Annotated in this window: 22 protein-coding genes; 5 read left to right on the top strand and 17 right to left on the bottom strand. The window is 53.2% G+C overall.

Going from position 1 to position 22,784, the window contains the following annotated elements:
• Positions 1-424: 424 nt before the first annotated feature.
• The 6 genes from phoH to putP all read right to left on the bottom strand — a co-directional run bounded on the left by phoH (position 425) and on the right by putP (position 6,772).
• Positions 425-1,213: a phosphate starvation-inducible protein PhoH gene (gene phoH / locus OGX94_RS23320; protein WP_003832078.1), complete on the bottom strand. Its 789-nt coding sequence runs from the start codon at positions 1,211-1,213 to the stop codon at positions 425-427.
• Positions 1,192-1,488 carry a hypothetical protein gene (locus OGX94_RS23325; RefSeq protein ID WP_257661587.1) on the bottom strand — a complete coding sequence of 99 codons (297 nt, stop codon included), beginning with the start codon at positions 1,486-1,488 and terminating at the stop codon, positions 1,192-1,194. Before OGX94_RS23325 ends, phoH begins: the two co-directional genes overlap by 22 nt.
• Before the next feature lie 247 nt (positions 1,489-1,735).
• Positions 1,736-3,025 (bottom strand): iron uptake transporter deferrochelatase/peroxidase subunit, encoded by a 1,290-nt coding sequence (gene efeB / locus OGX94_RS23330; RefSeq protein ID WP_257661586.1) that lies wholly within the window; start codon positions 3,023-3,025, stop codon positions 1,736-1,738.
• A 5-nt stretch (positions 3,026-3,030) separates the two neighbouring features.
• A complete protein-coding gene (gene efeO, locus OGX94_RS23335; RefSeq protein WP_003832073.1) occupies positions 3,031-4,158 on the bottom strand; it encodes an iron uptake system protein EfeO in 1,128 nt (375 codons plus the stop codon).
• A gap of 58 nt (positions 4,159-4,216) precedes the next feature.
• A complete protein-coding gene (gene efeU / locus OGX94_RS23340) occupies positions 4,217-5,050 on the bottom strand; it encodes an iron uptake transporter permease EfeU (RefSeq protein WP_003036041.1) in 834 nt (277 codons plus the stop codon).
• A 213-nt stretch (positions 5,051-5,263) separates the two neighbouring features.
• Positions 5,264-6,772 (bottom strand): sodium/proline symporter PutP, encoded by a 1,509-nt coding sequence (gene putP / locus OGX94_RS23345; protein ID WP_032936247.1) that lies wholly within the window; start codon positions 6,770-6,772, stop codon positions 5,264-5,266.
• A gap of 422 nt (positions 6,773-7,194) precedes the next feature.
• On the opposite strand from putP, the gene putA reads away from it, so the two are divergent.
• Positions 7,195-11,157 carry a trifunctional transcriptional regulator/proline dehydrogenase/L-glutamate gamma-semialdehyde dehydrogenase gene (gene putA / locus OGX94_RS23350; protein WP_257661584.1) on the top strand — a complete coding sequence of 1,321 codons (3,963 nt, stop codon included), beginning with the start codon at positions 7,195-7,197 and terminating at the stop codon, positions 11,155-11,157.
• A 59-nt stretch (positions 11,158-11,216) separates the two neighbouring features.
• Positions 11,217-11,612: a lysozyme inhibitor LprI family protein gene (locus tag OGX94_RS23355; RefSeq protein WP_032936250.1), complete on the top strand. Its 396-nt coding sequence runs from the start codon at positions 11,217-11,219 to the stop codon at positions 11,610-11,612.
• Here the strand turns inward: OGX94_RS23355 and rutR are convergent.
• From rutR to OGX94_RS23370, 3 genes are all read right to left on the bottom strand, one after another.
• Positions 11,609-12,247, bottom strand: a complete 639-nt coding sequence (gene rutR, locus OGX94_RS23360) for an HTH-type transcriptional regulator RutR (protein ID WP_003036026.1) — start codon at positions 12,245-12,247, stop codon at positions 11,609-11,611. The genes OGX94_RS23355 and rutR overlap by 4 nt on opposite strands.
• 58 nt (positions 12,248-12,305) lie before the next feature.
• Complete coding sequence (locus OGX94_RS23365; protein ID WP_003832060.1) at positions 12,306-13,220, bottom strand: DMT family transporter; 915 nt, start codon at positions 13,218-13,220, stop codon at positions 12,306-12,308.
• A 161-nt stretch (positions 13,221-13,381) separates the two neighbouring features.
• On the bottom strand, positions 13,382-13,555 hold the full coding sequence (locus OGX94_RS23370) for a con-10 family general stress protein (protein WP_003036022.1): 174 nt from the start codon (positions 13,553-13,555) through the stop codon (positions 13,382-13,384).
• A 386-nt stretch (positions 13,556-13,941) separates the two neighbouring features.
• On the opposite strand from OGX94_RS23370, the gene wrbA reads away from it, so the two are divergent.
• Both wrbA and OGX94_RS23380 read left to right on the top strand, forming a co-directional pair.
• Positions 13,942-14,538, top strand: a complete 597-nt coding sequence (wrbA, locus tag OGX94_RS23375) for an NAD(P)H:quinone oxidoreductase (protein WP_003832057.1) — start codon at positions 13,942-13,944, stop codon at positions 14,536-14,538.
• A gap of 20 nt (positions 14,539-14,558) precedes the next feature.
• A complete protein-coding gene (locus OGX94_RS23380) occupies positions 14,559-14,786 on the top strand; it encodes a YccJ family protein (protein ID WP_003036015.1) in 228 nt (75 codons plus the stop codon).
• A 37-nt stretch (positions 14,787-14,823) separates the two neighbouring features.
• On the opposite strand, the gene agp is transcribed toward OGX94_RS23380, so the two are convergent.
• The 8 genes from agp to OGX94_RS23420 all read right to left on the bottom strand — a co-directional run bounded on the left by agp (position 14,824) and on the right by OGX94_RS23420 (position 21,702).
• Positions 14,824-16,065 carry a bifunctional glucose-1-phosphatase/inositol phosphatase gene (gene agp, locus OGX94_RS23385; protein WP_286570031.1) on the bottom strand — a complete coding sequence of 414 codons (1,242 nt, stop codon included), beginning with the start codon at positions 16,063-16,065 and terminating at the stop codon, positions 14,824-14,826.
• Between the two features lie 87 nt (positions 16,066-16,152).
• Entirely contained in the window at positions 16,153-16,860 is a 708-nt protein-coding gene (locus OGX94_RS23390; protein ID WP_257661583.1) for an ArsR/SmtB family transcription factor, read from the bottom strand.
• Between the two features lie 69 nt (positions 16,861-16,929).
• The gene (locus OGX94_RS23395; protein WP_197385074.1) at positions 16,930-17,685 is read right to left on the bottom strand and encodes a sulfite exporter TauE/SafE family protein; all 756 of its coding nucleotides are present in this window, start codon (positions 17,683-17,685) and stop codon (positions 16,930-16,932) included.
• Between the two features lie 134 nt (positions 17,686-17,819).
• Entirely contained in the window at positions 17,820-18,326 is a 507-nt protein-coding gene (locus OGX94_RS23400) for a protein disulfide oxidoreductase (protein ID WP_003832045.1), read from the bottom strand.
• Entirely contained in the window at positions 18,316-18,939 is a 624-nt protein-coding gene (locus OGX94_RS23405; RefSeq protein WP_257661582.1) for a DsbA family protein, read from the bottom strand. The genes OGX94_RS23400 and OGX94_RS23405 overlap by 11 nt, the downstream gene beginning before the upstream one ends.
• Positions 18,936-20,816 carry a cytochrome c biogenesis protein CcdA gene (locus tag OGX94_RS23410; protein ID WP_257661581.1) on the bottom strand — a complete coding sequence of 627 codons (1,881 nt, stop codon included), beginning with the start codon at positions 20,814-20,816 and terminating at the stop codon, positions 18,936-18,938. The genes OGX94_RS23405 and OGX94_RS23410 overlap by 4 nt, the downstream gene beginning before the upstream one ends.
• A 48-nt stretch (positions 20,817-20,864) precedes the next feature.
• The gene (locus OGX94_RS23415; protein ID WP_003832041.1) at positions 20,865-21,227 is read right to left on the bottom strand and encodes a hypothetical protein; all 363 of its coding nucleotides are present in this window, start codon (positions 21,225-21,227) and stop codon (positions 20,865-20,867) included.
• 70 nt (positions 21,228-21,297) lie between these two features.
• Positions 21,298-21,702: a VOC family protein gene (locus OGX94_RS23420; RefSeq protein WP_003832040.1), complete on the bottom strand. Its 405-nt coding sequence runs from the start codon at positions 21,700-21,702 to the stop codon at positions 21,298-21,300.
• 393 nt (positions 21,703-22,095) lie between these two features.
• On the opposite strand from OGX94_RS23420, the gene dsbA reads away from it, so the two are divergent.
• Positions 22,096-22,719 (top strand): thiol:disulfide interchange protein DsbA, encoded by a 624-nt coding sequence (dsbA, locus tag OGX94_RS23425; RefSeq protein WP_126318536.1) that lies wholly within the window; start codon positions 22,096-22,098, stop codon positions 22,717-22,719.
• The last annotated feature ends 65 nt before the right edge of the window (positions 22,720-22,784 follow it).

The raw sequence follows: 22,784 nt of genomic DNA on the forward strand, positions 1-22,784 counted from the left end.
TCGACTACTGGCGCAGCCAGTTGGACAGACCGGGAGCGCAGCGAACGGGCTGCCCCGCAGGGGCGAGCAAAGCGAGTCAAGCCCCCCCTCACCGCCATATTTTAAGAAGAGCTCGTACGAAAGTACGGGCTTTTATTTTCGCATGTTGCACATCTGCAGGGGGATGAGAAGCCCCGACCGGGGTTCGACTACTGGCGCAGCCAGTTGGACAGACCGGGAGCGCAGCGAACGGGCTGCCCCGCAGGGGCGAGCAAAGCGAGTCAATCCCCCCTCACCGCCATATTTTAAGAAGAGCTCGTACGAAAGTACGGGCTTTTTTTTTCGCATGTTGCACATCTGCGGGGGGATGAGAAGCCCCGACCGGTCATGTACTGGCGTCAAACAACAAAGCCCGGTTTCCCGGGCCTTGAAGACGGAGTACATATCAGTTGTAAGCGTTGAGCGTCCGCTGACAGAGCGCAGAGCGGACGCAATCGTCTTTATTGAAACGAACAATCCCAACCATCTCATCTTCTTCGAAACGGGCCAGCGCATCGCTAAGCCCTGAGCGAACGTGCGCTGGTAGATCGCACTGGGTCACATCCCCATTCACAATCACCGTCACATTCTCCCCGAGGCGGGTCAAAAACATCTTCATTTGCGCAGCAGTGACGTTCTGAGCCTCGTCAAGAATGACCACTGCATTTTCAAATGTACGTCCACGCATATAGGCGAACGGCGCGATTTCCACCTTACCAATCTCAGGTCGCAGGCAATATTGCATGAAGGAGGCTCCCAGCCGTTTGACAAGCACGTCATACACGGGGCGAAAATAGGGAGCAAACTTCTCGGAAACATCTCCAGGTAAGAAGCCGAGGTCTTCATCAGCTTGCAGAACTGGACGGGTTACAATGATCCTGTCCACATCTTTATGGATCAGGGCCTCTGCTGCTTTTGCCGCGCTGATCCAGGTTTTACCACACCCGGCTTCACCGGTGGCGAAGATCAGCTGTTTACTCTCGATAGCATTCAGGTAGTGCGCCTGAGCTTCATTCCGCGCCGTGATTGGCGAGGCGTCGCGACTGTCACGCGCCATACCAATCGCTTCTACGCCGCCCATCTGCACAAGCGAGGTGACCGATTCATCTTCACGTTGCTTATGGCTACGCGAATCCCGCCTCAGCACACGTTTTGCTTCACGACGAGCTTTGATCACTGCTTTTTGTCTTCCCATGGATAGCACCTTGAGTTGTAGGTATACATCACACGCGCCGTTGGCGGCACGATTATGCGCACGAACATCTGAGGGTTGGCTTCCTTGTAAGCCATTGCTTGCTTTCGGATAAGACGCCACGCACAGCTACGCGCACCGTACAGGGCGTCAGTTGCGAAGATAAGAAGTGAATAAGAGAGAGATTTAGCGGTGACGAGGAGGCTACCGGAAGAGAAACGTCCGCGTAAGGTACTGCTGTTACTGTGAAAAACGTGTCCAATAAAGGACTTTTCCATTCGCGATCTCCATAGTGAATGACAATCACCGCCGGGAACTACCGCTATTACTTATAAGTACATCATAACCTTTCGCTAATGCAACAATATTTTTACTTACTGTTAACTTAAATTCTATCTTATCACCAGAGACAGTCTCTTGCAGAGAGATGACAGAATTATTTCAGTCGCATACCGATCATAAAAAATAGTTTGTTCCTTCATCAAGATGTCAGGAAAAACCCCGCTGTACTGCGGGGCATAATCATCAGGCTTCAAGCAGAGACTGTCCCAGATAATTGTCTGCAGTTTTAACACCCGGCAAAGCAAAGAAATATCCCCCACCAATCGGTTTGACATATTCTTCCAGCGCTTCACCGTTCAGACGTTTCTGCACTGTCAAAAAACCTTTTTCCAGATCGTGTTGATAGCAGACAAACAACAGCCCCATATCCAGTTGACCGGAATTAGTCACACCGAGCGAATAACTGTAGCCACGACGCATCATCAGGCTGGAGTCGGTCTCTTTCGTACGCGGATTTGCGAGACGGATATGGCTGTCGAGCGCAATCACCTCGCCTTCAGGATCGCTGGCATAGTCAGGCACATCATGCTCATGCTGCATACCCAGCGGCGCGCCGGTGTGTTTATCGCGACCAAAAATCGTTTGCTGCTCTTTCAGCGGCGTACGATCCCAGAACTCAACGCGAAACTGAATGAGCCTGACGGCCTGATAGCTACCGCCTTGTGCCCAGTCAGGCTCGCCCTGCCCGTCCGTAACCCACACCACGTCTTGCATCAACTTCGCATCCGTAGCGTCCGGATTCGCGGTGCCGTCTTTAAAGCCAAGCAAATTGACCGGGGTCTCTTTGCCTTTACTACGTGCGGCGTGGTCGGAAATAAAACCTTCACGTTTCCAGCGCACGCTAAGGAGATCGGGTGTATGTTTAATGATATCGCGCAACGCGTGGATGACGGTGTCCTGGGTGTTGGCACAAATCTGCAGCAGCACATCGCCATGGCACAGCGCCGCATCCAGCGAATCATTCGGGAAACGGGTCATTTTTTGCAGCTTTTTCGGCATCTGCGATTTCAGGCCATAGCGTTCATCAAACAGCGAGGAGCCGACTGACAACGTCATCGTCAGGTTGTCTGGCGCAATGTATGCGCCGAGGATACCTGAATCCATAGGGGGGAGACGCGGATTCGGCGTATCCGGCGCCGGTCCACCGGTGGTCAGAAACGCAAACCGGCTGGTCAGCAACCGGAATAACCGCTCAAGATCGGCCTTATCGCTGGCGAGAACATCGAATGCCACCAGCATCATTGATGCCTGCTGCGGCGTCAGGATCCCCGCCTGATGCTGACCATAAAACGGCTGCGCTTCACTACGTGCATCCGGAGACAACGTGCCCGGCGCGCTTTGTGATTTTTGCGCGTGGGCAACCGGACACCCACCCGCCAGCGCCAGCGCCAGCGCCCCACCCAGGGCGCCCATCCCTTTCAGTAAACGTCGGCGTGAAGGTTCGCTCACGCCGTTTTCATTATCTTGCTGCATAGTGCTTAGTCCAGACCCAGAACACCGCGTAATTGCGACAAATCTTCCGCCAGCGTCGTGATTGGCCCTTTCAGTGCATTACGATCGGCATCAGTCAGTTTGTCATAGGTTTCAAAGCCGTCTTTGGTACGGTACTTGCTCAGAATGGTATCGACCTTTTTGAAGTTCGCATCCACCTTCGCAAGCAGTTCAGCATTGGATTTTTGCAACTGAGGACGCAGGAGATCGACAATTTTCTGCGCACCATCGACGTTGGCCTGGAAATCCCACAGATCGGTATGGCTATAGCGATCTTCTTCCCCACTGATTTTGCTGGCAGCAACTTCTTCAATCAGTCCTGCTGCCCCGCCAACAACTTTAGACGGTGGGAAAGCCAGCTCGCTAATACGCGTTTGCAGGTCAAGAACATCGCTGTTTAATTGGTCGGCGTACTTATCCATACCTTTGGTGGTATTGTCGCCAAACAGCGCTTTCTCCAGGCGGTGGAAGCCGGTGAATTTAGGATCGGCGGCTTTTTGCTCATAATCATCTTCACGTGCATCGATGCTGCCATCGAGATCGGAGAACAGTTCAGCAATCGGTTCAATACGCTCATAATGCTGACGGGTTGGCGCATACAGCGATTTCGCTTTTTCCAGATCGCCAGCTTTAATCGCATCGGTAAAGGCTTTGGTGCCCGCAACCAACTGCGCGGTTTCGGCTGTCACATAGGCTTTGTATTCGGTAATCGCGCCGCTCAGACTCAGCAGAGCATCGCTTTGCGCGGCATCCGCCGTTGCGCTACCTTTTACGATCAGTTTGCCTTTCGGGTTAGTCAACAGGCCGCAGGTCATATCATATTCGCCAGGCTGGAGGTTAGCGGTCATTTTCTGGCTAAAGCCCGGTGCAATGTTTTCGCGTTCTTCAACCACCATAACGCCTTTGAGGATCTCCCACTCCAGCGCTTTCTGGCTATGGTTCTGGATGATGAACTGCGTTTTCCCTGCATTAACCGTGATAGTCATCGGTTCACATTGTTTGTCGTTAACCGTGACTTTCACCTGCGGAATATCGGCAGCTTGTGCATTAAAAGCGGAGGCAAACAGCGCGGCGATACCTAGCTGCAGCGCACTACGGCGAAAATTAAACGTCATAACCTATCCCTATAAATAAGTATGTTGTAACTAAAAAGTATTCTGCATCGCGTTTTTATCAAGGTGCGGTACGCGATGCCGTAGTGCCTGAACGCGGCGGTAACGCAAACATAATCAACGCCGGAATCAGGTAGATAAACCAGACAGCGACTTCACTAACGCTTGGCGCTTCCTGATAGCCGAAAATGCCTTCCATCAATGTGCCAAACAGCGAATGCGTCGACAGCACGCTGCTCAGGTCAAACGCCACATCCTGAAAATGATTCCACAACCCAGCTTCGTGGAAAGCACGGATTGCCCCAGCAGCAAGACCGGCAGCCACCAGCAAAATGAACAGGCTGGTCCATTTGAAAAATGCCCCGAGATTGAGGCGAATGCCGCCGAGGTAAATCAGGTAACCCAGTACCACCGCGGTAGCCAGTCCCAGCATCGCGCCTAACGGCGGCCAGATACCTACATCCTGCTGGAATGCTGCCAGCAGGAAGAACACCGACTCCAGCCCTTCACGGGCAACAGCAAAAAAGACCATCATCACCAGCGCCCAGCCGTGATGGTTGCCACGCTGCAACGCGTTATCGACAGCCTGTTCAAGCTGGACTTTGACGTTGCGCGAAACTTTACGCATCCAGAACACCATCCAGGTGAGGATCACCACGGCAATGACCGCCACGATGCCTTCAAACAGCTCCTGTTCTTTTTGCGGAAATTCACCGGTGGTTTCGTTGATGAAAATCCCTAACGCCAGGCATAACGCCGCCGCCAGCAGAACACCAATCCACATCACACCAATCCATCGACCACGCTGAGTCCGTTTCAGGTAGCTGGCAATCAGGCTGACAATCAGCGCGGCCTCTAACCCTTCGCGCAACATAATTAGAAATGGAACAAACATGCGAAGAACCCTTAAACGTTATTCTCAGTCAATTGATGAAAAGAAAAGTAAATTACAGTGATAGTGATTATCATTACAGGAAAGAAAAACTCAAGCAGAATGTTTTGAGAATGATGACTGAATGTAAAAGGTTAGGCAGGTAACGGTTATAGCAGGTTTACAACGGAAGCAATAAAAAAGCCCGCACGCGGCGGGCTTGAAGACAGAGGCAGATTATTCTGCCTGTAAACGCGATGGCGGAGCTGAGTGATAATGCGCATCAGCCTCGGCAAAACGTTGCTGCATAGCAGTTGAAGGCGCTTTACCCAACAGGCTGAAGACCACAATACCGATGCTGCCGAAAACAAAGCCCGGGATGATTTCATACAGACCCAACCAGGCAAACTGCTTCCAGACGATTACCGTCACCGCACCGATGATCATCCCTGCCAGCGCGCCGTTGCGGGTCATACGCGACCACATTACCGAGAACAGAACCACCGGACCAAACGCCGCGCCGAAGCCCGCCCAGGCGTAGCTTACCAGACCCAGCACGCGGTTCTCCGGGTTCGCCGCCAGCGCGATAGACACCAGCGCCACGACCAGCACCATGATGCGACCAATCCATACCAGCTCTTTCTGGCTGGCATTTTTACGCAGGAACGCTTTGTACAAATCTTCGGTGATTGCGCTGGAGCACACCAGCAGCTGGCAGCTCAAGGTCGACATAACCGCAGCGAGGATCGCAGACAGCAGAATACCAGCAATCCACGGGTTGAACAGGATTTGCGCCAGTTCAATAAATACGCGCTCGGCGTTCTGGTTAACAGCACCGGCAAGCTGTGGGTTGTTGTTAAAGTAAGCAATACCAAAGAAGCCCACGGCCACGGCACCTGCCAGGCACAGGATCATCCAGGTCATACTGATACGGCGAGCATGAACGATGCTATGGTGGGAATCTGCTGCCATAAAGCGCGCCAGAATATGCGGCTGGCCAAAGTAGCCCAGACCCCAGCCCATCAAAGAAATGATGGCAACAAAATTCAGCCCTTTGAACATGTCCACGTTCTCAATGCTCTTTTGTTTAATCACTTCCAGCGAATCTTCAAATCCACCCACGCCAATAATGACCATTACCGGCGTCAGGATCAGAGCAAAGATCATCAGGCTGGCCTGGACGGTATCGGTCCAGCTAACCGCCAGGAAACCACCAATAAAGGTATAAATGATCGTCGCGGCCGCCCCTGCCCACAGCGCTGTTTCATAGCTCATGCCAAAGGTGCTTTCAAACAGACGCGCCCCTGCCACAATCCCTGAAGCACAATAGATGGTGAAAAACAGCAAAATAACCAGCGCAGAGATAATACGCAAAATTCGGCTTTTATCTTCAAAGCGACCGGTAAAGTAATCCGGTAACGTCAGCGCATTGTTATTGTATTCGGTATGTACACGTAAACGTCCGGCCACCAGCTTCCAGTTGATCCATGCGCCCAAAATAAGGCCGATGGCGATCCAGCTTTCTGAAATCCCCGACAGGAAAATCGCGCCGGGCAACCCCATCAGCAACCAGCCGCTCATGTCAGATGCCCCGGCAGATAACGCGGTCACGAATGGACCCAGACTGCGTCCACCCAGAATGTAATCGTCAAAGTTTTTGGTTGAACGCCATGCAATAAACCCTATCAATATCATGCCGAAAATATAGACACAGAATGTCACTAACATCGGTGTGCTAATAGCCATCAAAACTCTCCAAAATTATGTATCAGCAATGCCGTGGCTTGCCGTTTTATTACCCTGCCGGAACGTGGCAAAGATATCTATGTTGACCAGGGCGACCGTATCCTGCCGGAAGCGATGGTTATTCACAATCGATTTAACACACCATTTACATCAAATTTGATCCAGAGTAGATAGCATTTTTCTGTAGGTTGCACTCTCTCACATTTTTTTCGGTTGCACCTTTTAAAAGTGTTAACTACCGCAGAGAAAAAGATTCTGTAATTTTTACAGCCCACATCATAAGACTCATATTTATTAACATTTCATTCATTTCCAAGCTTGCAAACCAAGTCACATTTAACACGGTTGCACAAAGTTGCAACATAGTGGATATTTCTCGGTAACTATCAGCCCCGTATTTCAGTACAACAGGAGTAAACGGCATGGGAACCACCACGATGGGGGTTAAACTGGATGACGCCACTCGCGAGCGTATTAAAACAGCAGCATCACGAATCGATCGCACGCCACATTGGCTGATCAAGCAAGCCATCTTTAATTATCTCGAAAGACTGGAAAATGACGACGCGCTTCCTGAACTGCCGGCCCTGCTGGCGGGTGCCGCGAATGAGGGTGAGGAGTTAACCACGCAGCAGAATGAAGCGCACCAGCCTTTCCTGGAATTTGCCGAACAGATCCTGCCTCAGTCTGTTTCCCGTGCAGCAATCACCGCCGCGTACCGCCGAGCCGAAACCGATGCCGTGCCGATGCTGATGGAGCAGGCTCGTCTGCCGCAACCCATCGCCGAGCAAGCGCATAAACTGGCGTACGATCTGGCTGACAAACTGCGTAACCAAAAGACCGCCAGCGGCCGCGCCGGGATGGTACAAGGTTTATTGCAGGAATTCTCCCTTTCTTCACAGGAAGGCGTCGCGCTGATGTGTCTGGCGGAAGCCCTGCTGCGTATTCCCGATAAGGCAACCCGCGATGCGTTAATCCGCGACAAAATCAGCAACGGCAACTGGCAGTCGCACATTGGACGCAGCCCGTCCCTGTTCGTCAACGCGGCGACCTGGGGGCTGTTGTTTACCGGTCGTCTGGTTTCTACGCATAATGAGGCCAGCCTTTCACGCTCACTCAACCGTATTATCGGCAAGAGCGGTGAACCACTGGTGCGTAAAGGTGTCGACATGGCAATGCGCCTGATGGGCGAGCAGTTCGTCACCGGAGAGACTATCGCTGAAGCGCTGGCTAACGCGCGTAAACTGGAAGAAAAAGGCTTCCGCTACTCTTACGACATGCTGGGCGAAGCGGCTCTGACTGCCGCCGATGCCCAGGCTTACATGGTTTCGTACCAACAGGCAATCCACGCCATTGGTAAAGCCTCAAATGGTCGCGGCATCTATGAAGGGCCAGGCATTTCTATCAAGCTGTCAGCGCTGCATCCGCGTTATAGTCGCGCGCAGTATGACCGCGTGATGGATGAACTCTATCCGCGTCTGAAGTCGCTTACTCTGCTGGCCCGCCAGTACGACATCGGTATCAATATCGATGCTGAAGAGGCCGACCGACTGGAGATCTCCCTCGATCTGCTGGAGAAACTGTGCTTTGAACCTGAACTGGCGGGCTGGAACGGTATCGGCTTTGTTATTCAGGCCTACCAGAAGCGCTGTCCGTATGTTATCGACTACCTGATTGATCTCGCCACGCGCAGCCGCCGTCGCCTGATGATCCGTCTGGTTAAGGGCGCCTACTGGGATAGCGAAATCAAACGTGCGCAAATGGACGGTCTGGAAGGTTATCCGGTCTATACCCGTAAGGTCTACACCGACGTTTCCTATCTGGCCTGTGCGAAAAAACTGCTTGCGGTACCGAATCTGATCTACCCGCAGTTCGCCACCCACAACGCCCATACGCTGGCGGCGATTTATCAGTTGGCCGGTCAAAACTACTATCCTGGTCAGTACGAGTTCCAGTGCCTGCACGGTATGGGCGAACCGCTGTATGAGCAGGTCACCGGTAAAGTTGCCGATGGCAAACTGAACCGTCCATGCCGCATTTATGCACCGGTAGGCACGCATGAAACGCTGCTGGCATATCTGGTGCGTCGTCTGCTGGAAAACGGCGCCAACACTTCATTCGTCAATCGCATTGCAGACACTACCCTGCCGCTGGATGAACTGGTAGCCGATCCGGTCGAAGCCGTTGAAAAACTGGCGCAGCAGGAAGGCCAGGCTGGTCTGCCACATCCGAAGATTGCCCTGCCGCGTGATCTGTACGGTAAAGGCCGTGAAAACTCAGGCGGTCTGGATTTAGCAAACGAACATCGTCTGGCCTCGCTGTCCTCTGCCCTACTCAACAGCGCACTGCAAAAATGGCACGCAAAACCGATGCTCGAACATCCGGTTGCTGACGGTGAAATGACCCCAGTCGTCAACCCGGCCGAACCGAAAGACATTGTCGGTTACGTGCGTGAAGCAACCCACAGCGAAGTGGAACAGGCATTGCAGAACGCGGTAAATAACGCGCCGATCTGGTTCGCCACACCGCCACAAGAGCGCGCCGTTATTTTGCATCGCGCCGCCGTTCTGATGGAAGGCCAGATGCAGCAGTTAATTGGCATTCTGGTGCGCGAAGCAGGCAAAACCTTCAGCAACGCCATTGCGGAAGTACGCGAAGCGGTTGACTTCCTGCACTATTATGCCGGTCAGGTCCGCGATGACTTCGATAATGAAACCCATCGTCCGTTAGGGCCGGTGGTCTGTATCAGCCCGTGGAACTTCCCGCTGGCCATTTTCACCGGGCAGATTGCCGCTGCGCTGGCGGCGGGCAACAGCGTGTTGGCAAAACCCGCGGAACAAACTCCGCTGATTGCCGCCCAGGGTATTGCCATTTTACTCGAAGCAGGTGTGCCGCCAGGCGTGGTGCAACTGTTGCCTGGTCAAGGCGAAACGGTCGGGGCACAGCTCACTTCCGATGAGCGCGTACGCGGCGTCATGTTTACCGGCTCAACGGAAGTCGCCACGCTGTTGCAACGCAATATCGCGACCCGCCTCGATGCTCAGGGGCGCCCAATCCCGCTTATCGCCGAAACCGGCGGGATGAACGCCATGATCGTCGACTCTTCTGCGTTAACGGAACAGGTCGTGGTCGACGTTCTGGCTTCTGCCTTTGACAGCGCCGGACAGCGCTGCTCCGCGCTTCGCGTCCTGTGTCTGCAGGACGATGTCGCCGTCCATACGCTGAAAATGCTGCGTGGCGCGATGGCGGAATGTCGCATGGGTAACCCGGGCCGTCTGACCACCGATATTGGACCGGTTATCGATGAAGAAGCCAAAGCCAATATTGAGCGCCATATTCAGGCCATGCGCGCTAAAGGGCGTCCGGTGTTCCAGGCCGTGCGCGAAAACAGCGACGATGCGCGTGAATGGCAAACCGGTACCTTTATCGCGCCGACGCTTATCGAGCTGGAAAGCTTCGACGAATTGCAAAAAGAGGTGTTCGGTCCGGTACTGCACGTGGTGCGTTACACCCGCAACAATCTGGGCAGCCTGATTGAGCAAATTAATGCCTCCGGCTACGGCCTGACGCTGGGCGTGCACACCCGTATCGATGAAACCATCGCCCAGGTCACGGGTTCGGCACATGTGGGGAACCTGTACGTTAACCGCAATATGGTCGGCGCCGTCGTCGGAGTGCAGCCATTCGGTGGCGAAGGCTTGTCAGGAACCGGGCCAAAAGCGGGTGGACCGCTGTATCTGTACCGCCTGCTGGCAAACCGTCCGGAAAATGCGTTAGGCATTACGCTTGCCCGTCAGGATGCTGAATACCCGGTCGATGCACAGCTTAAAACGGCGCTCGTTCAGCCGCTGGAAGCGCTTAGCGAATGGGCAACCGATCGTCCAGCACTGCGTGCGCTCTGCCAACAGTTTGGTGAACTGGCGCAGGCTGGAACGCAACGCCTGCTGCCAGGACCCACCGGCGAGCGCAATACCTGGACGCTGTTGCCGCGCGAACGCGTGCTGTGTATCGCCGATGACGAACAGGACGCACTGGTACAAGTTGCCGCTGTAACTTCCGTTGGTAGCTTAATCCTGTGGCCAGATGATACGTTCCATCGCGACCTGACAAAACGCCTGCCAGCCGCGGTTTCCGGGCGCATTCAGTTTGCCAAAGCGGACAACATCGCCACGCAGCCGTTTGATGCGGTTATTTTCCACGGCGATTCCGATCAGCTTCGCGCACTGTGTGAAGCAGTGGCGGCCCGCGAAGGGGCGATTGTGTCGGTCCAGGGCTTTGCCCGCGGCGAAAGCAATATCCTGCTGGAAAGGTTGTATATTGAGCGCTCCCTGAGCGTCAATACCGCCGCAGCTGGGGGGAACGCCAGCCTGATGACAATCGGCTAAGGTTGTGGTTAATTAAGGCTCCGGTAACGGGGCCTTTTTTTATTAAGCCAGAGGGAAGCATGAAACGAATCGTACTGACATGTGCAGCGCTGCTGCTGAGCGGCCAGGCGCTGGCGGATGACTGCGCCAACGCGAACACGCAGATTGAGATGAACACCTGTGCGGCAGAGCAGTATAAGGCGGCCGACGCCAAACTTAATGAAACGTACCAGAATGCGCTAAAGCGCGCCGCCCCAACCCAGCGCGATTTACTGAAAAAAGCGCAAATATCATGGATAACTTTGCGCGATGCAGATTGTGCATTAATCAGTTCCGGTACCGAAGGCGGTAGCGTTCAGGCGATGATTTCCAGCCAGTGCCTGACGGATAAGACCAACGAGCGCGAAGCGTTTCTCGCCTCGCTCTTGCAGTGTGAAGAAGGCGATTTAAGCTGCCCGTTACCGCCGGCCAGTTAACGCACGCGGATCCCTTCAATAATCATCCGCTGTACGCTCTCCACCGTTTGGTTAAAAAAGGCTTCATCACGCAGCGTTGCGCCCGTCACCGCCTCTACCTGTGGGGCAAAATCGGCGTAGTGCTGAGTTGAAGCCCAAATCATAAAAATAAGATGATGCGGATCGACCGGAGCCAGTTTTCCGCTTTTGATCCAACCGGCAATCAGCGCGGATTTCTCATCAATTAGCGTTTTGAGATCCCCCTCCAGTTCTGCCATCAATAAAGGCGCTCCGGCCAGCATCTCCATACAAAACAGCCGTGAGGCCTGAGGGTAATCGCGCGACACTTCCAGCTTAAGGCGAATGTATTCTTTAATGGCCACCAGCGGTGCAAAGTCTTCGCGAAAAGCTTTCAATGGAGCTAGCCAGATGTCGAGGATCTGCCGTAAAACGGCGATATAAAGCACCTCTTTTGACGGGTAGTAATAAAGTAAATTGGTTTTTGACACGCCCGCCTGCTCTGCCACCTGCTCCAGGCGAGTGCCGTGGATCCCATATTGGGAGAAGATATTTAATGCCGCGGTTAAGATGGCCTGGCGTTTTGCACTGACGGCCTGCGAGCGCTTACCTGTTTTTTTCTCTGCGCGTTGGACCATGCGCCCTCTCCTTCTTGTGAGGGCGTCAGCATACCAAATCACGCGGTGAATGGTTAAATTAAAGCGATTCCGGCGGCGCCTCTTGTCCAAGCGCTTTTTTCTTTTTGAACTTCAGCTCGCTGACCAGTACGCCAACAATAATGAATGCCGCACCAAGCAATGCAAGTAGCGGTAAGCGTTCACCCGCCAGACGGCCAAAGATCCCCGCCCACACCGGCTCACCGGTATAAATAACCGTCGCGCGCGTCGGTGAAACGCTGCGCTGCGCCCAGTTCATGGTGACCTGAATAATCGCGCTAAAAATCCCCAGCCCCAGCGCCACCACCAGCAATCCGGTAGACATTGGTGGCACGGTCTCTCCGGCCGGTCCCATCGCCATAAACGCCACTATCGAAGCGGTTGCCAGTTGCACTACCGTTACCCGACGTACATCCACTTTTCCCGCCCACGCGCTAATCAGGATAATTTCTGCCGCAATCGCCACCGCACCGGCAAGCGTGATCCACTCGCCTTCGCCCAGGGCCAGTAAATTGCCTCCCGGTCCGGCAAGAAAAATCAATCCGATAAAGGCCAGCACAATGCCGACGCACGGCATCAGGCCAGGCATGCGCCCCAGGCACAGCCATTGTAAAAGCGGCACCAACGGTACGTACATCGCGGTAATAAACGCCGATTTACTGCTGGGAATAAACTGTAGCCCCCAGGTTTGCAGACTATAGCCCAGCGCAATTGCGATACCGATTGCAACCCCAGCTTTGACTTCCAGCCACGTCAGCTTATGCAGTGTGTGTAACGACAAAAGCGCGACCGCCAGCGCGGCAGTGGCAAAACGCACACCGACAAAGAAAAAAGGGCCGCTCAGGGTAACGGCATATTGCACCGCCAAAAACGTGCCACCCCAGAACATGGTGATCACAATGAGGATCGCTTCCTGAGGTTTAACAGAGAAGGAATAACGAGAAAGTAATGACATGAGACACCCGATTAACTGAATGTCATTAGTCTGCGTTGCGTTTTGTTACAGTTCAACCTTGCAGACAAAAAAAACCGCCGGAAAGACCCGGCGGCGGTGGCTACGTAACGTCTGTCTCTGACACTCAGCCGTCACGACATATCTGACAGATAGCCCGACAATTACGATTTGTTGTTGCCGTGGCTATTTTTGCCCCCTTTTTTGCCTGCCTCTGAAGCGCGTTGCGGGTCATTCTTGAAGTTGCCCCCGCTGTGCTGGCCACCTTTTCGACCTGCTTCTGATGCTCTTTCGCGGTCTTCCGCAAAGTTGCCGGAACCGCCCCGATGGTTTGCCATTACTGACCTCCGTCATTGATTAGACATCATATTGCATAGGTACTGAGGAGTGATACCTCACGCAGCGTTACGGGCGAGGCCCTGAAAATAACTGCGTGGGAATAAGCATAGTGAAGCGTGGCCAGGGCAGACGCTAACTGTAATATCCTGCAACAGGATCAGGAGTGACAAAGAAATAATCACCATAAGAAATCAATAAGTCTTTCTTATGACTACCGAATTCTACCCGGTTAAATATGTATCATTTTGCTACAAAGCAGGTTGTTATAAAAATTGTTATAAATCAAAGAAGTGATTGTGAAATTTGCACTCCTGACAGTACGTCATATCTTTAAAGGTAGGTAGCGAATCGCTACGGACACGGTTAACTCGAGGAGTAGTGTAAAATGGCAAAAGTTCTGGTGCTTTATTATTCTATGTACGGACACATTGAAACTATGGCCCACGCAGTCGCAGAAGGCGCAAATAAGGTAGATGGCGCAGAAGTGATTATTAAGCGTGTACCAGAGACCATGCAGCCCGAGATTTTCCTTAAGGCTGGCGGCAAAACACAAAACGCACCAGTCGCAACCCCGCAAGAACTGGCTGATTACGACGCCATCATTTTTGGTACCCCCACGCGCTTTGGTAATATGTCCGGTCAGATGCGTACCTTCCTCGACCAGACTGGCGGGTTGTGGGCCTCTGGCGGCCTGTACGGCAAACTCGCCAGCGTATTCAGCTCAACGGGAACCGGCGGCGGTCAGGAACAAACCATTACATCAACCTGGACTACGCTTGCCCACCATGGGATGGTGATTGTACCTATCGGTTACGCGGCGCAAGAGCTGTTTGATGTCTCACAAGTTCGCGGCGGTACCCCTTACGGTGCAACCACCATTGCCGGAGGCGACGGCTCCCGCCAGCCAAGTCAGGAAGAATTATCTATCGCCCGTTATCAGGGTGAATATGTCGCAGGTCTGGCAGTAAAACTCAACGGCTAATCTTCAACAGGAGGATTCGAATGCCAACTCAAGAAGCGAAAGCCCATCGCGTCGGCGAATGGGCAAGTCTGCGCAATACATCGCCGGAAATAGCCGAAGCCATTTTTGAAGTCGCGCATTATGACGAGAAACTGGCGGAAAAAATTTGGGAAGAAGGTAGCGATGAGGTACTCATCAAAGCCTTTGAAAAAACAGACAAAGATTCGCTCTTTTGGGGTGAACAGACTATCGAACGCAAAAACGTCTAGCGCGCTGACTCCCCCGCGAACACGGGGGAGTTTTCTTTTACTTAGCCGCCTCATTCAGCACGCTATCGAACTTATCTATCGTGCAAAAACCATCCGCATCTATCGGACATCCTTTCAGCTCCAGCGTTACGCGCTGCGCCGGAGATTTCAGCGTCAGAACGTCTGCATTACGCAACTGCTGCGAGCTCTGATACACATACTCGATTTTCATCAGATCACGATTTGCATTGCTGTCAAGCCAGCGCTGGAAGACAATCTTCCCGCCAATCGGCGTACGCTCGTTCTGATCGTGAAGTTGGTACGGTTTAAAATCCAGCGCGGTGAGCAGCGAAGCGATATTTGAATCATGCCCCACCAGCACGGTTATTTTCGGTGCTTTCGCGCGTTCAGTAACCAGCGCATTATCAATATATTTCACCAGTGGTTTGGCGACGTTCTGCGCCACTTCAGGGGAGGTGAACAGGCTGTCCTGATAGCCGTTTTTCAGCTTCGACAGAACCTTCCACTGCTGATCGGATTTAATCTCGCCCCAGGCAACCTTGTCCATCGGGAAGCCTTCGTAATATTGCAGCGTGAAGGCATCAACCAGCGAATTTCCCACCTTCAGCGGCCCCGAAACGCCTGGCTCCTGCTGGTACTTCGCGCTAAACGTATCTTTGGCATCGGTCAGGGAACACTGCTGTTTTTCTTTGCAGGACGGAGAGTCTTTGTAGTCGGTCATTTGCTCAAGCAACTGATAGCTATCGTTGAGCTGCATTTTACTACGCTCTTTCTCCATGGCCTGAACGGCCTGCTGGCTGAAGACGGCGGAATCATCGGTGATCACCGGATTAAAGGTAGGATCCATGGTGCCCATTTTTTCCTGATGATGGACCGGAACATCGCAACCAGGGAAAGCACCGGTGACAAAGAACTGCGCCGTGGCGACCGTACGCTGCAGGCTGTTAGCATAGGTATAGACCGTGTTCGGTGCCGGGCATTCGCCCGATTTCACCATCCCCTGCTCTGCCAGCCACTCTCGCATGTAGTGGCCCATATAGATTTCCAGCACACCGCCTTTAGTAGTGAGTTGTCCGCCGGGGACATCCCATTCTGGCCATTGTTTAGGGGTGGACTGCTCAAGAACGCTGCCATTATTGGCTAAAGGTGCACGTAAGTTATGCCGACTCATCATCAATACTTGTTGAAGCTGATACCCTTCCGGCGCGGTCTGCGCCTGCGCGGCGGTTGACAATAATACAGCCCCTGCCACGGCTGCGGCGATTAACGATTTATTCATCCCTACGACCTCTTGTTGTTATCAATCACAACAGAGTGTGACAGAAATATGACATATTTCCGGGAACGCTTTCGCAAAACAGACCATCTAGCGTGTCGTTTTAACACCGAACTCGGTTTCGAGTTTGCGAATGCCAAGAGGTGTGAAGGTGACGTGGCGGCTGCCCGGTTCGGTTTTTATCCATCGCTGTTCGCTAAACCAGCGCAGCAGCGTTGCGCCAAGCACACCGCCGGAATGATAACGTCGTTCGCTCCAGTCCAGACAACCGCAGGTTAACTTCCGCCGGGATGAGCCCGTGACAAGAACAATCCCCATCCGGGCCAGATTTTCCTGGCCAAGTGGAGTCAGCGTTTCACCATCCGGCGTTAACCACTGACGGGAAACCAGCGTATCGAACAGCCTCACCGCCACCTCCCCGGCAAGATGGTCGTAGCAGGTGCGGGCATGGCGCATACCTGGCGGTGTAGTGATTCTGCGGGGCGTTGATGTCGCCCACGCAACGCCCATCAGGCGTTCCAGCAGTTCAGCGATATCGGAACCTGCAAGGCGGAAATAACGGTGTCTGCCCTGCGCAAGCGCCACAACAAAACGTTGTTCGCACAGACGCGCCAGATGCGCGCTGGCGGTCGATGCGGATATATCCGCCACCGCGCTGAGCTCAGTTGCAGTCCAGGCGCAGCCATCCATTAGGGCGCACAACATACGCGAGCGCGATTTATCGGCCATCACTGCCGCAGTGAGTGCCATTTTCGACTCCAGATCGCCCTCTTCTTCATGTAACATCACGGATGCCATAACGACCTCATTGGCCCTGAATCTCTGAATTAACGATGCCATGAAAGTCGCGCAAAGTCACCGCACCGGTCACACAGCACGCAGCATCATCTCTGTACCCAACCCAATCAGACAAAACAGAAAACAGCGTTTAAACACGAGCGGAGAAATAACCTTTCGCACACGGGTACCGATCCATTGGCCAATCAGTGCAGGAACAATGGCCAAAGCCGACAAGCTTAGCGATTGTATGGGCAGCGCGTTGTGCCACCACAGACCCAGCGCCAATGCCAGGGTTGAAAAGGTAAAAGAGATCCCGAGAGCCTGCACCAGTTCATCTTTCTCAAAGCCGAGGGACTGGATCCAGGGCACTGCGGGCATCACAAACACCCCGGTTCCGCCGGTCAATAAGCCGGTCACAAATCCAATAACGAGGGAGTATGGTTTTTCACGCTGCGGGGCCACCGCGATTTTCTTTCCCGCCAGCGTCCAGATAGCGTAGGCCACCAGCGCCACGCCGAGCGCAAACTGGGTACGGGTGGTGTCACCCCCGGTAATCCAGGTGCTGGCAAGCAGAGTCGCCATTACCACTGTCAGCAGCATTGGCCACAGTCGTTTGAGTAATTGGCGTGTATTTCCACCACCGCCAAACTGGAACAAATTGCTTATCAGCGAAGGCAATAGCAGCATGGCCGCCGCGGCAACTGGCGAAATAAGCGATCCGAGGATCCCCATTGCCACGGTGGGTAATCCCATACCCGTAACGCCTTTCACCATCCCCGCGAGGACAAATGTAGCTGTAATCATCACCACCAGAGCGGGTTCAAACGCTAAAGAACTCGTCATGTTGCACTTTCCTGGAAAAGAGAAGATGACTGATTCTGGACGTTAATCACTGTGTTTGCTTCGTCAGGCAACGAAATATGCCTTCCTGGCGAGGGTGACGTCATAAAAAATGCCGGGTTTCCCCGGCACATTTATCAGAACGTTTTCGCCCACCACAACCGAAGTTTCATGCCCCAGTAGCTGGTCCAGCCGCTGGTGGTTGATACCACCCGACCTTGTGACATCACCACCAGCGTGGGCGTGACGCTGATTGCCCAACTGCGGGAAATGGCCCCGTTAGCATCATTGATGACCGGAAAGTCCACGCCTTTACGCGACAGCCAGCGAGATACCTCAGCTTCATTTCCGGAACGTAACGCAATGGTCATCACATTTTCCCCTTCCGAACGCAGCCTGGCGACTTCCGGCGTCGTGAAGCGGCATACGCCGCACCAGCTCGCCCAGAAATAAAGCAACACCGGCTCGTCTTTGCTGAGCGCCGCCAGCGTGACGTTTTCACCATCCAGCGTTTGTAACGGTGTGCTGTCAAAGGAGGCTGGGAGCTGCGGCGCGCGCCAGGCATCCATCAACAGCATCGCCCCCGCTAACAGCGCCAGTAAGATCAGCCCTTCGCGCAGCCAGCGGCGCAATTTACTGAGCATTGGCCGCCGCCAGTTTTTCTTTTACCACTTCCTCAAGGGTTTCCCACGACACCGCACCGGGAATAAGTTCATCACCAATAATCGTTGCGGGAGTTCCCTGCACACCCACCAGTCTCGCCAGTTGCAGGTTAGTACTCAGCGTTTCAGCACTTTGGGCATCCAGCGTCACCGGACTGGCCCCCGATTTTTCCTGCGCCTGTTTGATACTGACGTCGGTATGGTAGCCCTTCTTCTGCATCAGTTTTTCATGTAGCGCCAGAAACTGTTGCGGATGCTGATGCCAGGTGGTCAACACGGTCCGCGCCGCCAGTTCCGAGCTTTCACCTTTAAACGGCAGCGGTTTAATCACTACCGCCACTTCAGGATATTTCTGCACAATTTTTTCCAGCATTGGATCCAACTGCTTGCAGTATGGGCAGTTGTAATCGGTGAAGTTTATCAGAGTCAGTTTCGCCTGCTTCGCGCCAATACGCGGGCTGTTGGGATCGTTAAACAAGGCTTCCAGAATTAATGCTTCAATTTGCTTTTCCTGTTCCGGGGTAAACGGCGCAGGCTCTTTCGCGATACTGACGGCAGAAAACAAGGTTAACAGCAGAACAATCATCATTTTCATGGGGTTACTCCTTTGGCATCATTCAACGTTTGCAGTACCGCATCGCGGGTTAACAACGTGGGTAACGCCTGGCCATCTGGCAGACCGGGGCCATAAATTTGGTTATACGGCACAGCAACCTGGCCGCGTTTTTTTAGAAATTCGGTAATAGCTTCAGAAGGGAGTGTCCAGTCGCCGCGCAGCGCCACCACATCCGGCTGTTGCAATGCGGCCTGTACGTCTTCTTTATGCAACACGTTGTATTTGTTTACCTTACAGGTGATGCACCAGTCGGCTGTGACGTCAATGAACACGCGCTTATGTTGTGCCAGCGCATCCTCAATCGCTTGCTCGCTTAGCGGTTGCCAGTTCACGCTTTCTTTAGCGCTACTTTGTCCGCTAAACCCTAAGTGTGGGAGCAGCAACGTCGCAAGCCAGATAGCCGAACCCAGCATCATCACGCCAAGCAGACGCCGCAAAATATTCATCCACCGCCCTGGTCGCGGCAAACGCAGCGCCAGACCGGGACGCAGGGCCACCAGCAGCCACGGTAAGCTCATCCCCAGCCCAAGTGCGATAAACAATCCCCACAACGTCGGCAGCGAAGCGGTCAATGCTACCGCCACCGCCGTTCCCAGAAACGGGGCACTGCACGGCGTGGCAAGCAGTGTCGCAAATGCACCTTGCCAGAAATGTCCCGACAGTCCGTTGCCGCCGTGAGTCGCCAGCGTGGTGGTCATTGCAGAAGGCAGGCGGAATTCAAACCACCCGAACAGGCTGACGCTGAACGTCAGCATCACCAGTACCATGACGCCAATGAACCATGGATTCTGAAACTGGATCCCCCAGCCAAGGGCCTGATTGGTTAAACGCAGCACCGTCATCAATAGCGCCAGTGCCATAAACGAGACCAGTATTCCGGCTACCGATGCGAGGAACTGACGACGGATCTGGCGACGACTTTTTTCCTCGACCAGCAAAATAGAGCCCAGCTTCATGCCGAGAACCGGTAACACACAAGGCATCAGATTGAGGATCAAACCACCCAGCAGTGCCATGAGCACCACTTGCCACAGTGGGAGTGAGGCGTTCTCAACAACCGGGGCTTCGCCAATCGCCAGACGACTCTCCTGGGCAACACCGTTATCTGCCAGCACCAGCGTGACTGACTTACCACGCAGATCCGGCGCGCCTTCTCCCCAACCGTCATGTACAGGTACCGTGGCGCGTAACATCTCCCCCTCAACATGGATTTGCGGCATGCCAAAATCCGTATCATCAACAGCATCCAGATACAGCCCCGGTGCAGTCCAGCCTCCCGCACGGTGAGCCTCGACGACTAACTCTCCCGCCCGTGCGCCAGCGCTCAGAGTATCGGTCAGGCCGCTGGCAAGTGGGATCTGTCCCATCGCCTGAGCATAATCATGTGCAAAAGCCGGGTCCTGGGCTGTGGGCGTCACGGAAAAAGGAAAATCCGTCAACAGGCAAACGTTGCTACAGGTAGATAGCGTCAAAACGCCGCTGAGCGTGGCGGGCGCTCTACCGCGCACCACCATCGGAAACGTCACCTTATCGTGATACCCCTGGGTAGTGATATTGGCGACCTCAAAACGAGCAGGGGTTGGCCAGGACCAGTCGACCGCAGGCATTTCCCCTTTCCAGGCGATAGCAGGCGCAACGCCCCCCTCGCCCGGAGAACGCCAGTAGGTTTTCCAGCCGTCCTCCAGTTTGACATCCAGCAGCAGACGGGTTTCTCCGCCTGCGGACGTATCAGCGCGTAACCGCACGCTGGCGTGATCGTTATCGGGTGAACGCAGCCAGCCGGGTTCAGCCGCCCAGGATACGGGCAGCCATAGCAATAACAGACAGAGCAACGCCTGTCTGAAAACAGTCATCATAGTTTTTCTCCGTGAATAATTATCTAACAGTCAGCAACGGCTGTTCTGTCATTCACGGAAGACGCAAAATCGGAGATGCACCCGGAGAGTGGGCGGCGAAATGGCTCGCGGTGGGAAAAAAGGTAGGCGAAACGCCCGCACTGGCGCCAGCAACGACAACAGCAGGCACAGCACCAGAATAGCACCTTCAAACAGTACGGGTGGCGCAGCCAGTAATGACTTCGCGCTCAGTTCACAAGGGGTAACGGGTGAGGCCTCGTCGGTCTGCACTTGCGCGCTGGCGGCAACGCTTGTAACGGCGGTATCCATCTGCAACGCGTGCAGGCCCGCCATGCGTTGTGCGGTGCAAACCATCACCACAACACATGCCAGACAGAGGAACCACCATCCCATCCGTTGACGTTTCGCCATTATACCCTCACTCATTGATGCGAGTTATCTTAACCACTCGCCAGGTTTTGGCAACCTTTACGCTGTAAAGTTATGTCCTGCTATCTGCTGGATATACCGCGATTTCAATCAGATTGAGATCGGGATCCCTGACATACACCGAGCGAATAGGTCCTGTCGCACCGGTACGTGCAACGGGCCCTTCAATAATCTCGACTCCGTGGGTTTGAAACGTCTCCATCACCTCTTCCAGCGTACGCGTGGTGATAAAACACAAATCCAGCGCCCCCGGCGTTGGCGCGTAGGCTTTGGGTTCAAACTCTTTTCCCCGAATGTGGAGATTGATTTTCTGATTGCCAAAGACGAAGGCTTTCCGACCTTGCGCGAAGGTTTCCAGCCTCATGCCTAAAAGCTCGACATAGAAACGAACGCAAGCCTCTTCATGATTGGTGGTTAGTACCAGGTGATCCAGGTGGTCAATCATAGCGATATCCATTTGGGTTGCTCATCTCTGACACTTACCCTATTCATTCACGCACGACAAGAAAAAGAAAATCTACGGGGGTATTTGCAGAACTTAGCGCAATACCTTGCTATTCACGCTTTAAAAACGAAATGATAATTAATCATATACTTCTTCTTTTATTACACTATAACATTGCTAAAATACCCCTAAAAATATCACGCAAGTTATCATTCACTATTTACGAAGAATGCATGTAGATAATTCAATGACAGCACACAAATAATGCCCGCTACGTACTGATGCGTAAATGAAAGTAAGGGTCAGCGTATTTTCAGAAGATTCCATTATTATATCCAGGCGCAATGAATAACGTATTCATTAGCAGAAGATTTGTTTATTAAATGTTATTTAGAGTATATGGAAATGAAAAAATATTTATTACCCCTGATTGGGTTACTTTTTACAGTTAGCGCTCAGGCAGCATCATTTACCGACGGCAAAGAGTATATCACCCTGGAAAAACCTGTCGCTTCCGCACCGCCGGCGCTGAAGTTTTTCTCATTCTACTGCCCTTCCTGTTATCAGTACGATGAAGTTTTTGAAATCACTGATAACGTGAAAAAAGTATTGCCTGCAGATGTCAAACTCACCGAATACCACGTCGACTTTTTAGGTCCGCTGGGGCAAGACATGACCCACGCCTGGTCCGTCGCCATGCTGTTAAATGTACAAGATAAAGTTAAGCCGTTGCTTTTTGATGCCGTTCAGAAAAAACAAACCGTTAAAACAGCGGACGATATTCGTAACGTATTTATCAGCGCGGGCGTCAGCGCCAGTGATTATGATGCGGCATGGAATAGCTTTGCCGTGAAATCACTGACCGCTAAGCAGCAAGAAATGGCGAAGGCAGTTGATTTAACCGGTGTGCCCGCCATTTTTATCAACGGAAAATATATGATCAATCCAAAAGGACTGAAGTCTGATGACCTTAACGCATTCGTGCAAAACTATGCTGATACGGTCCGCTTCCTGATAAGCAAATCCTGATGTTTAGCTAATCTCATTTTTCGCACCACACAACAGATGCCGTAACCTCAACTGCGCTGTTGGTG

It is taken from the genome of Citrobacter sp. Cpo037 (genome assembly GCF_030332945.1).
In the GTDB taxonomy this organism is placed as follows: domain Bacteria; phylum Pseudomonadota; class Gammaproteobacteria; order Enterobacterales; family Enterobacteriaceae; genus Citrobacter; species Citrobacter portucalensis.

What these genes read in the sequence shown, in the direction of transcription:
- phoH (WP_003832078.1), bottom strand. Translation starts at nt 1,213, where the DNA reads ATGGGAAGACAAAAAGCAGTGATCAAAGCTCGTCGTGAAGCAAAACGT.
- OGX94_RS23325 (WP_257661587.1), bottom strand. Translation starts at nt 1,488, where the DNA reads ATGGAAAAGTCCTTTATTGGACACGTTTTTCACAGTAACAGCAGTACC.
- efeB (WP_257661586.1), bottom strand. Translation starts at nt 3,025, where the DNA reads ATGCAGCAAGATAATGAAAACGGCGTGAGCGAACCTTCACGCCGACGT.
- efeO (WP_003832073.1), bottom strand. Translation starts at nt 4,158, where the DNA reads ATGACGTTTAATTTTCGCCGTAGTGCGCTGCAGCTAGGTATCGCCGCG.
- efeU (WP_003036041.1), bottom strand. Translation starts at nt 5,050, where the DNA reads ATGTTTGTTCCATTTCTAATTATGTTGCGCGAAGGGTTAGAGGCCGCG.
- putP (WP_032936247.1), bottom strand. Translation starts at nt 6,772, where the DNA reads ATGGCTATTAGCACACCGATGTTAGTGACATTCTGTGTCTATATTTTC.
- putA (WP_257661584.1), top strand. Translation starts at nt 7,195, where the DNA reads ATGGGAACCACCACGATGGGGGTTAAACTGGATGACGCCACTCGCGAG.
- OGX94_RS23355 (WP_032936250.1), top strand. Translation starts at nt 11,217, where the DNA reads ATGAAACGAATCGTACTGACATGTGCAGCGCTGCTGCTGAGCGGCCAG.
- rutR (WP_003036026.1), bottom strand. Translation starts at nt 12,247, where the DNA reads ATGGTCCAACGCGCAGAGAAAAAAACAGGTAAGCGCTCGCAGGCCGTC.
- OGX94_RS23365 (WP_003832060.1), bottom strand. Translation starts at nt 13,220, where the DNA reads ATGTCATTACTTTCTCGTTATTCCTTCTCTGTTAAACCTCAGGAAGCG.
- OGX94_RS23370 (WP_003036022.1), bottom strand. Translation starts at nt 13,555, where the DNA reads ATGGCAAACCATCGGGGCGGTTCCGGCAACTTTGCGGAAGACCGCGAA.
- wrbA (WP_003832057.1), top strand. Translation starts at nt 13,942, where the DNA reads ATGGCAAAAGTTCTGGTGCTTTATTATTCTATGTACGGACACATTGAA.
- OGX94_RS23380 (WP_003036015.1), top strand. Translation starts at nt 14,559, where the DNA reads ATGCCAACTCAAGAAGCGAAAGCCCATCGCGTCGGCGAATGGGCAAGT.
- agp (WP_286570031.1), bottom strand. Translation starts at nt 16,065, where the DNA reads ATGAATAAATCGTTAATCGCCGCAGCCGTGGCAGGGGCTGTATTATTG.
- OGX94_RS23390 (WP_257661583.1), bottom strand. Translation starts at nt 16,860, where the DNA reads ATGGCATCCGTGATGTTACATGAAGAAGAGGGCGATCTGGAGTCGAAA.
- OGX94_RS23395 (WP_197385074.1), bottom strand. Translation starts at nt 17,685, where the DNA reads ATGACGAGTTCTTTAGCGTTTGAACCCGCTCTGGTGGTGATGATTACA.
- OGX94_RS23400 (WP_003832045.1), bottom strand. Translation starts at nt 18,326, where the DNA reads ATGCTCAGTAAATTGCGCCGCTGGCTGCGCGAAGGGCTGATCTTACTG.
- OGX94_RS23405 (WP_257661582.1), bottom strand. Translation starts at nt 18,939, where the DNA reads ATGAAAATGATGATTGTTCTGCTGTTAACCTTGTTTTCTGCCGTCAGT.
- OGX94_RS23410 (WP_257661581.1), bottom strand. Translation starts at nt 20,816, where the DNA reads ATGATGACTGTTTTCAGACAGGCGTTGCTCTGTCTGTTATTGCTATGG.
- OGX94_RS23415 (WP_003832041.1), bottom strand. Translation starts at nt 21,227, where the DNA reads ATGGCGAAACGTCAACGGATGGGATGGTGGTTCCTCTGTCTGGCATGT.
- OGX94_RS23420 (WP_003832040.1), bottom strand. Translation starts at nt 21,702, where the DNA reads ATGGATATCGCTATGATTGACCACCTGGATCACCTGGTACTAACCACC.
- dsbA (WP_126318536.1), top strand. Translation starts at nt 22,096, where the DNA reads ATGAAAAAATATTTATTACCCCTGATTGGGTTACTTTTTACAGTTAGC.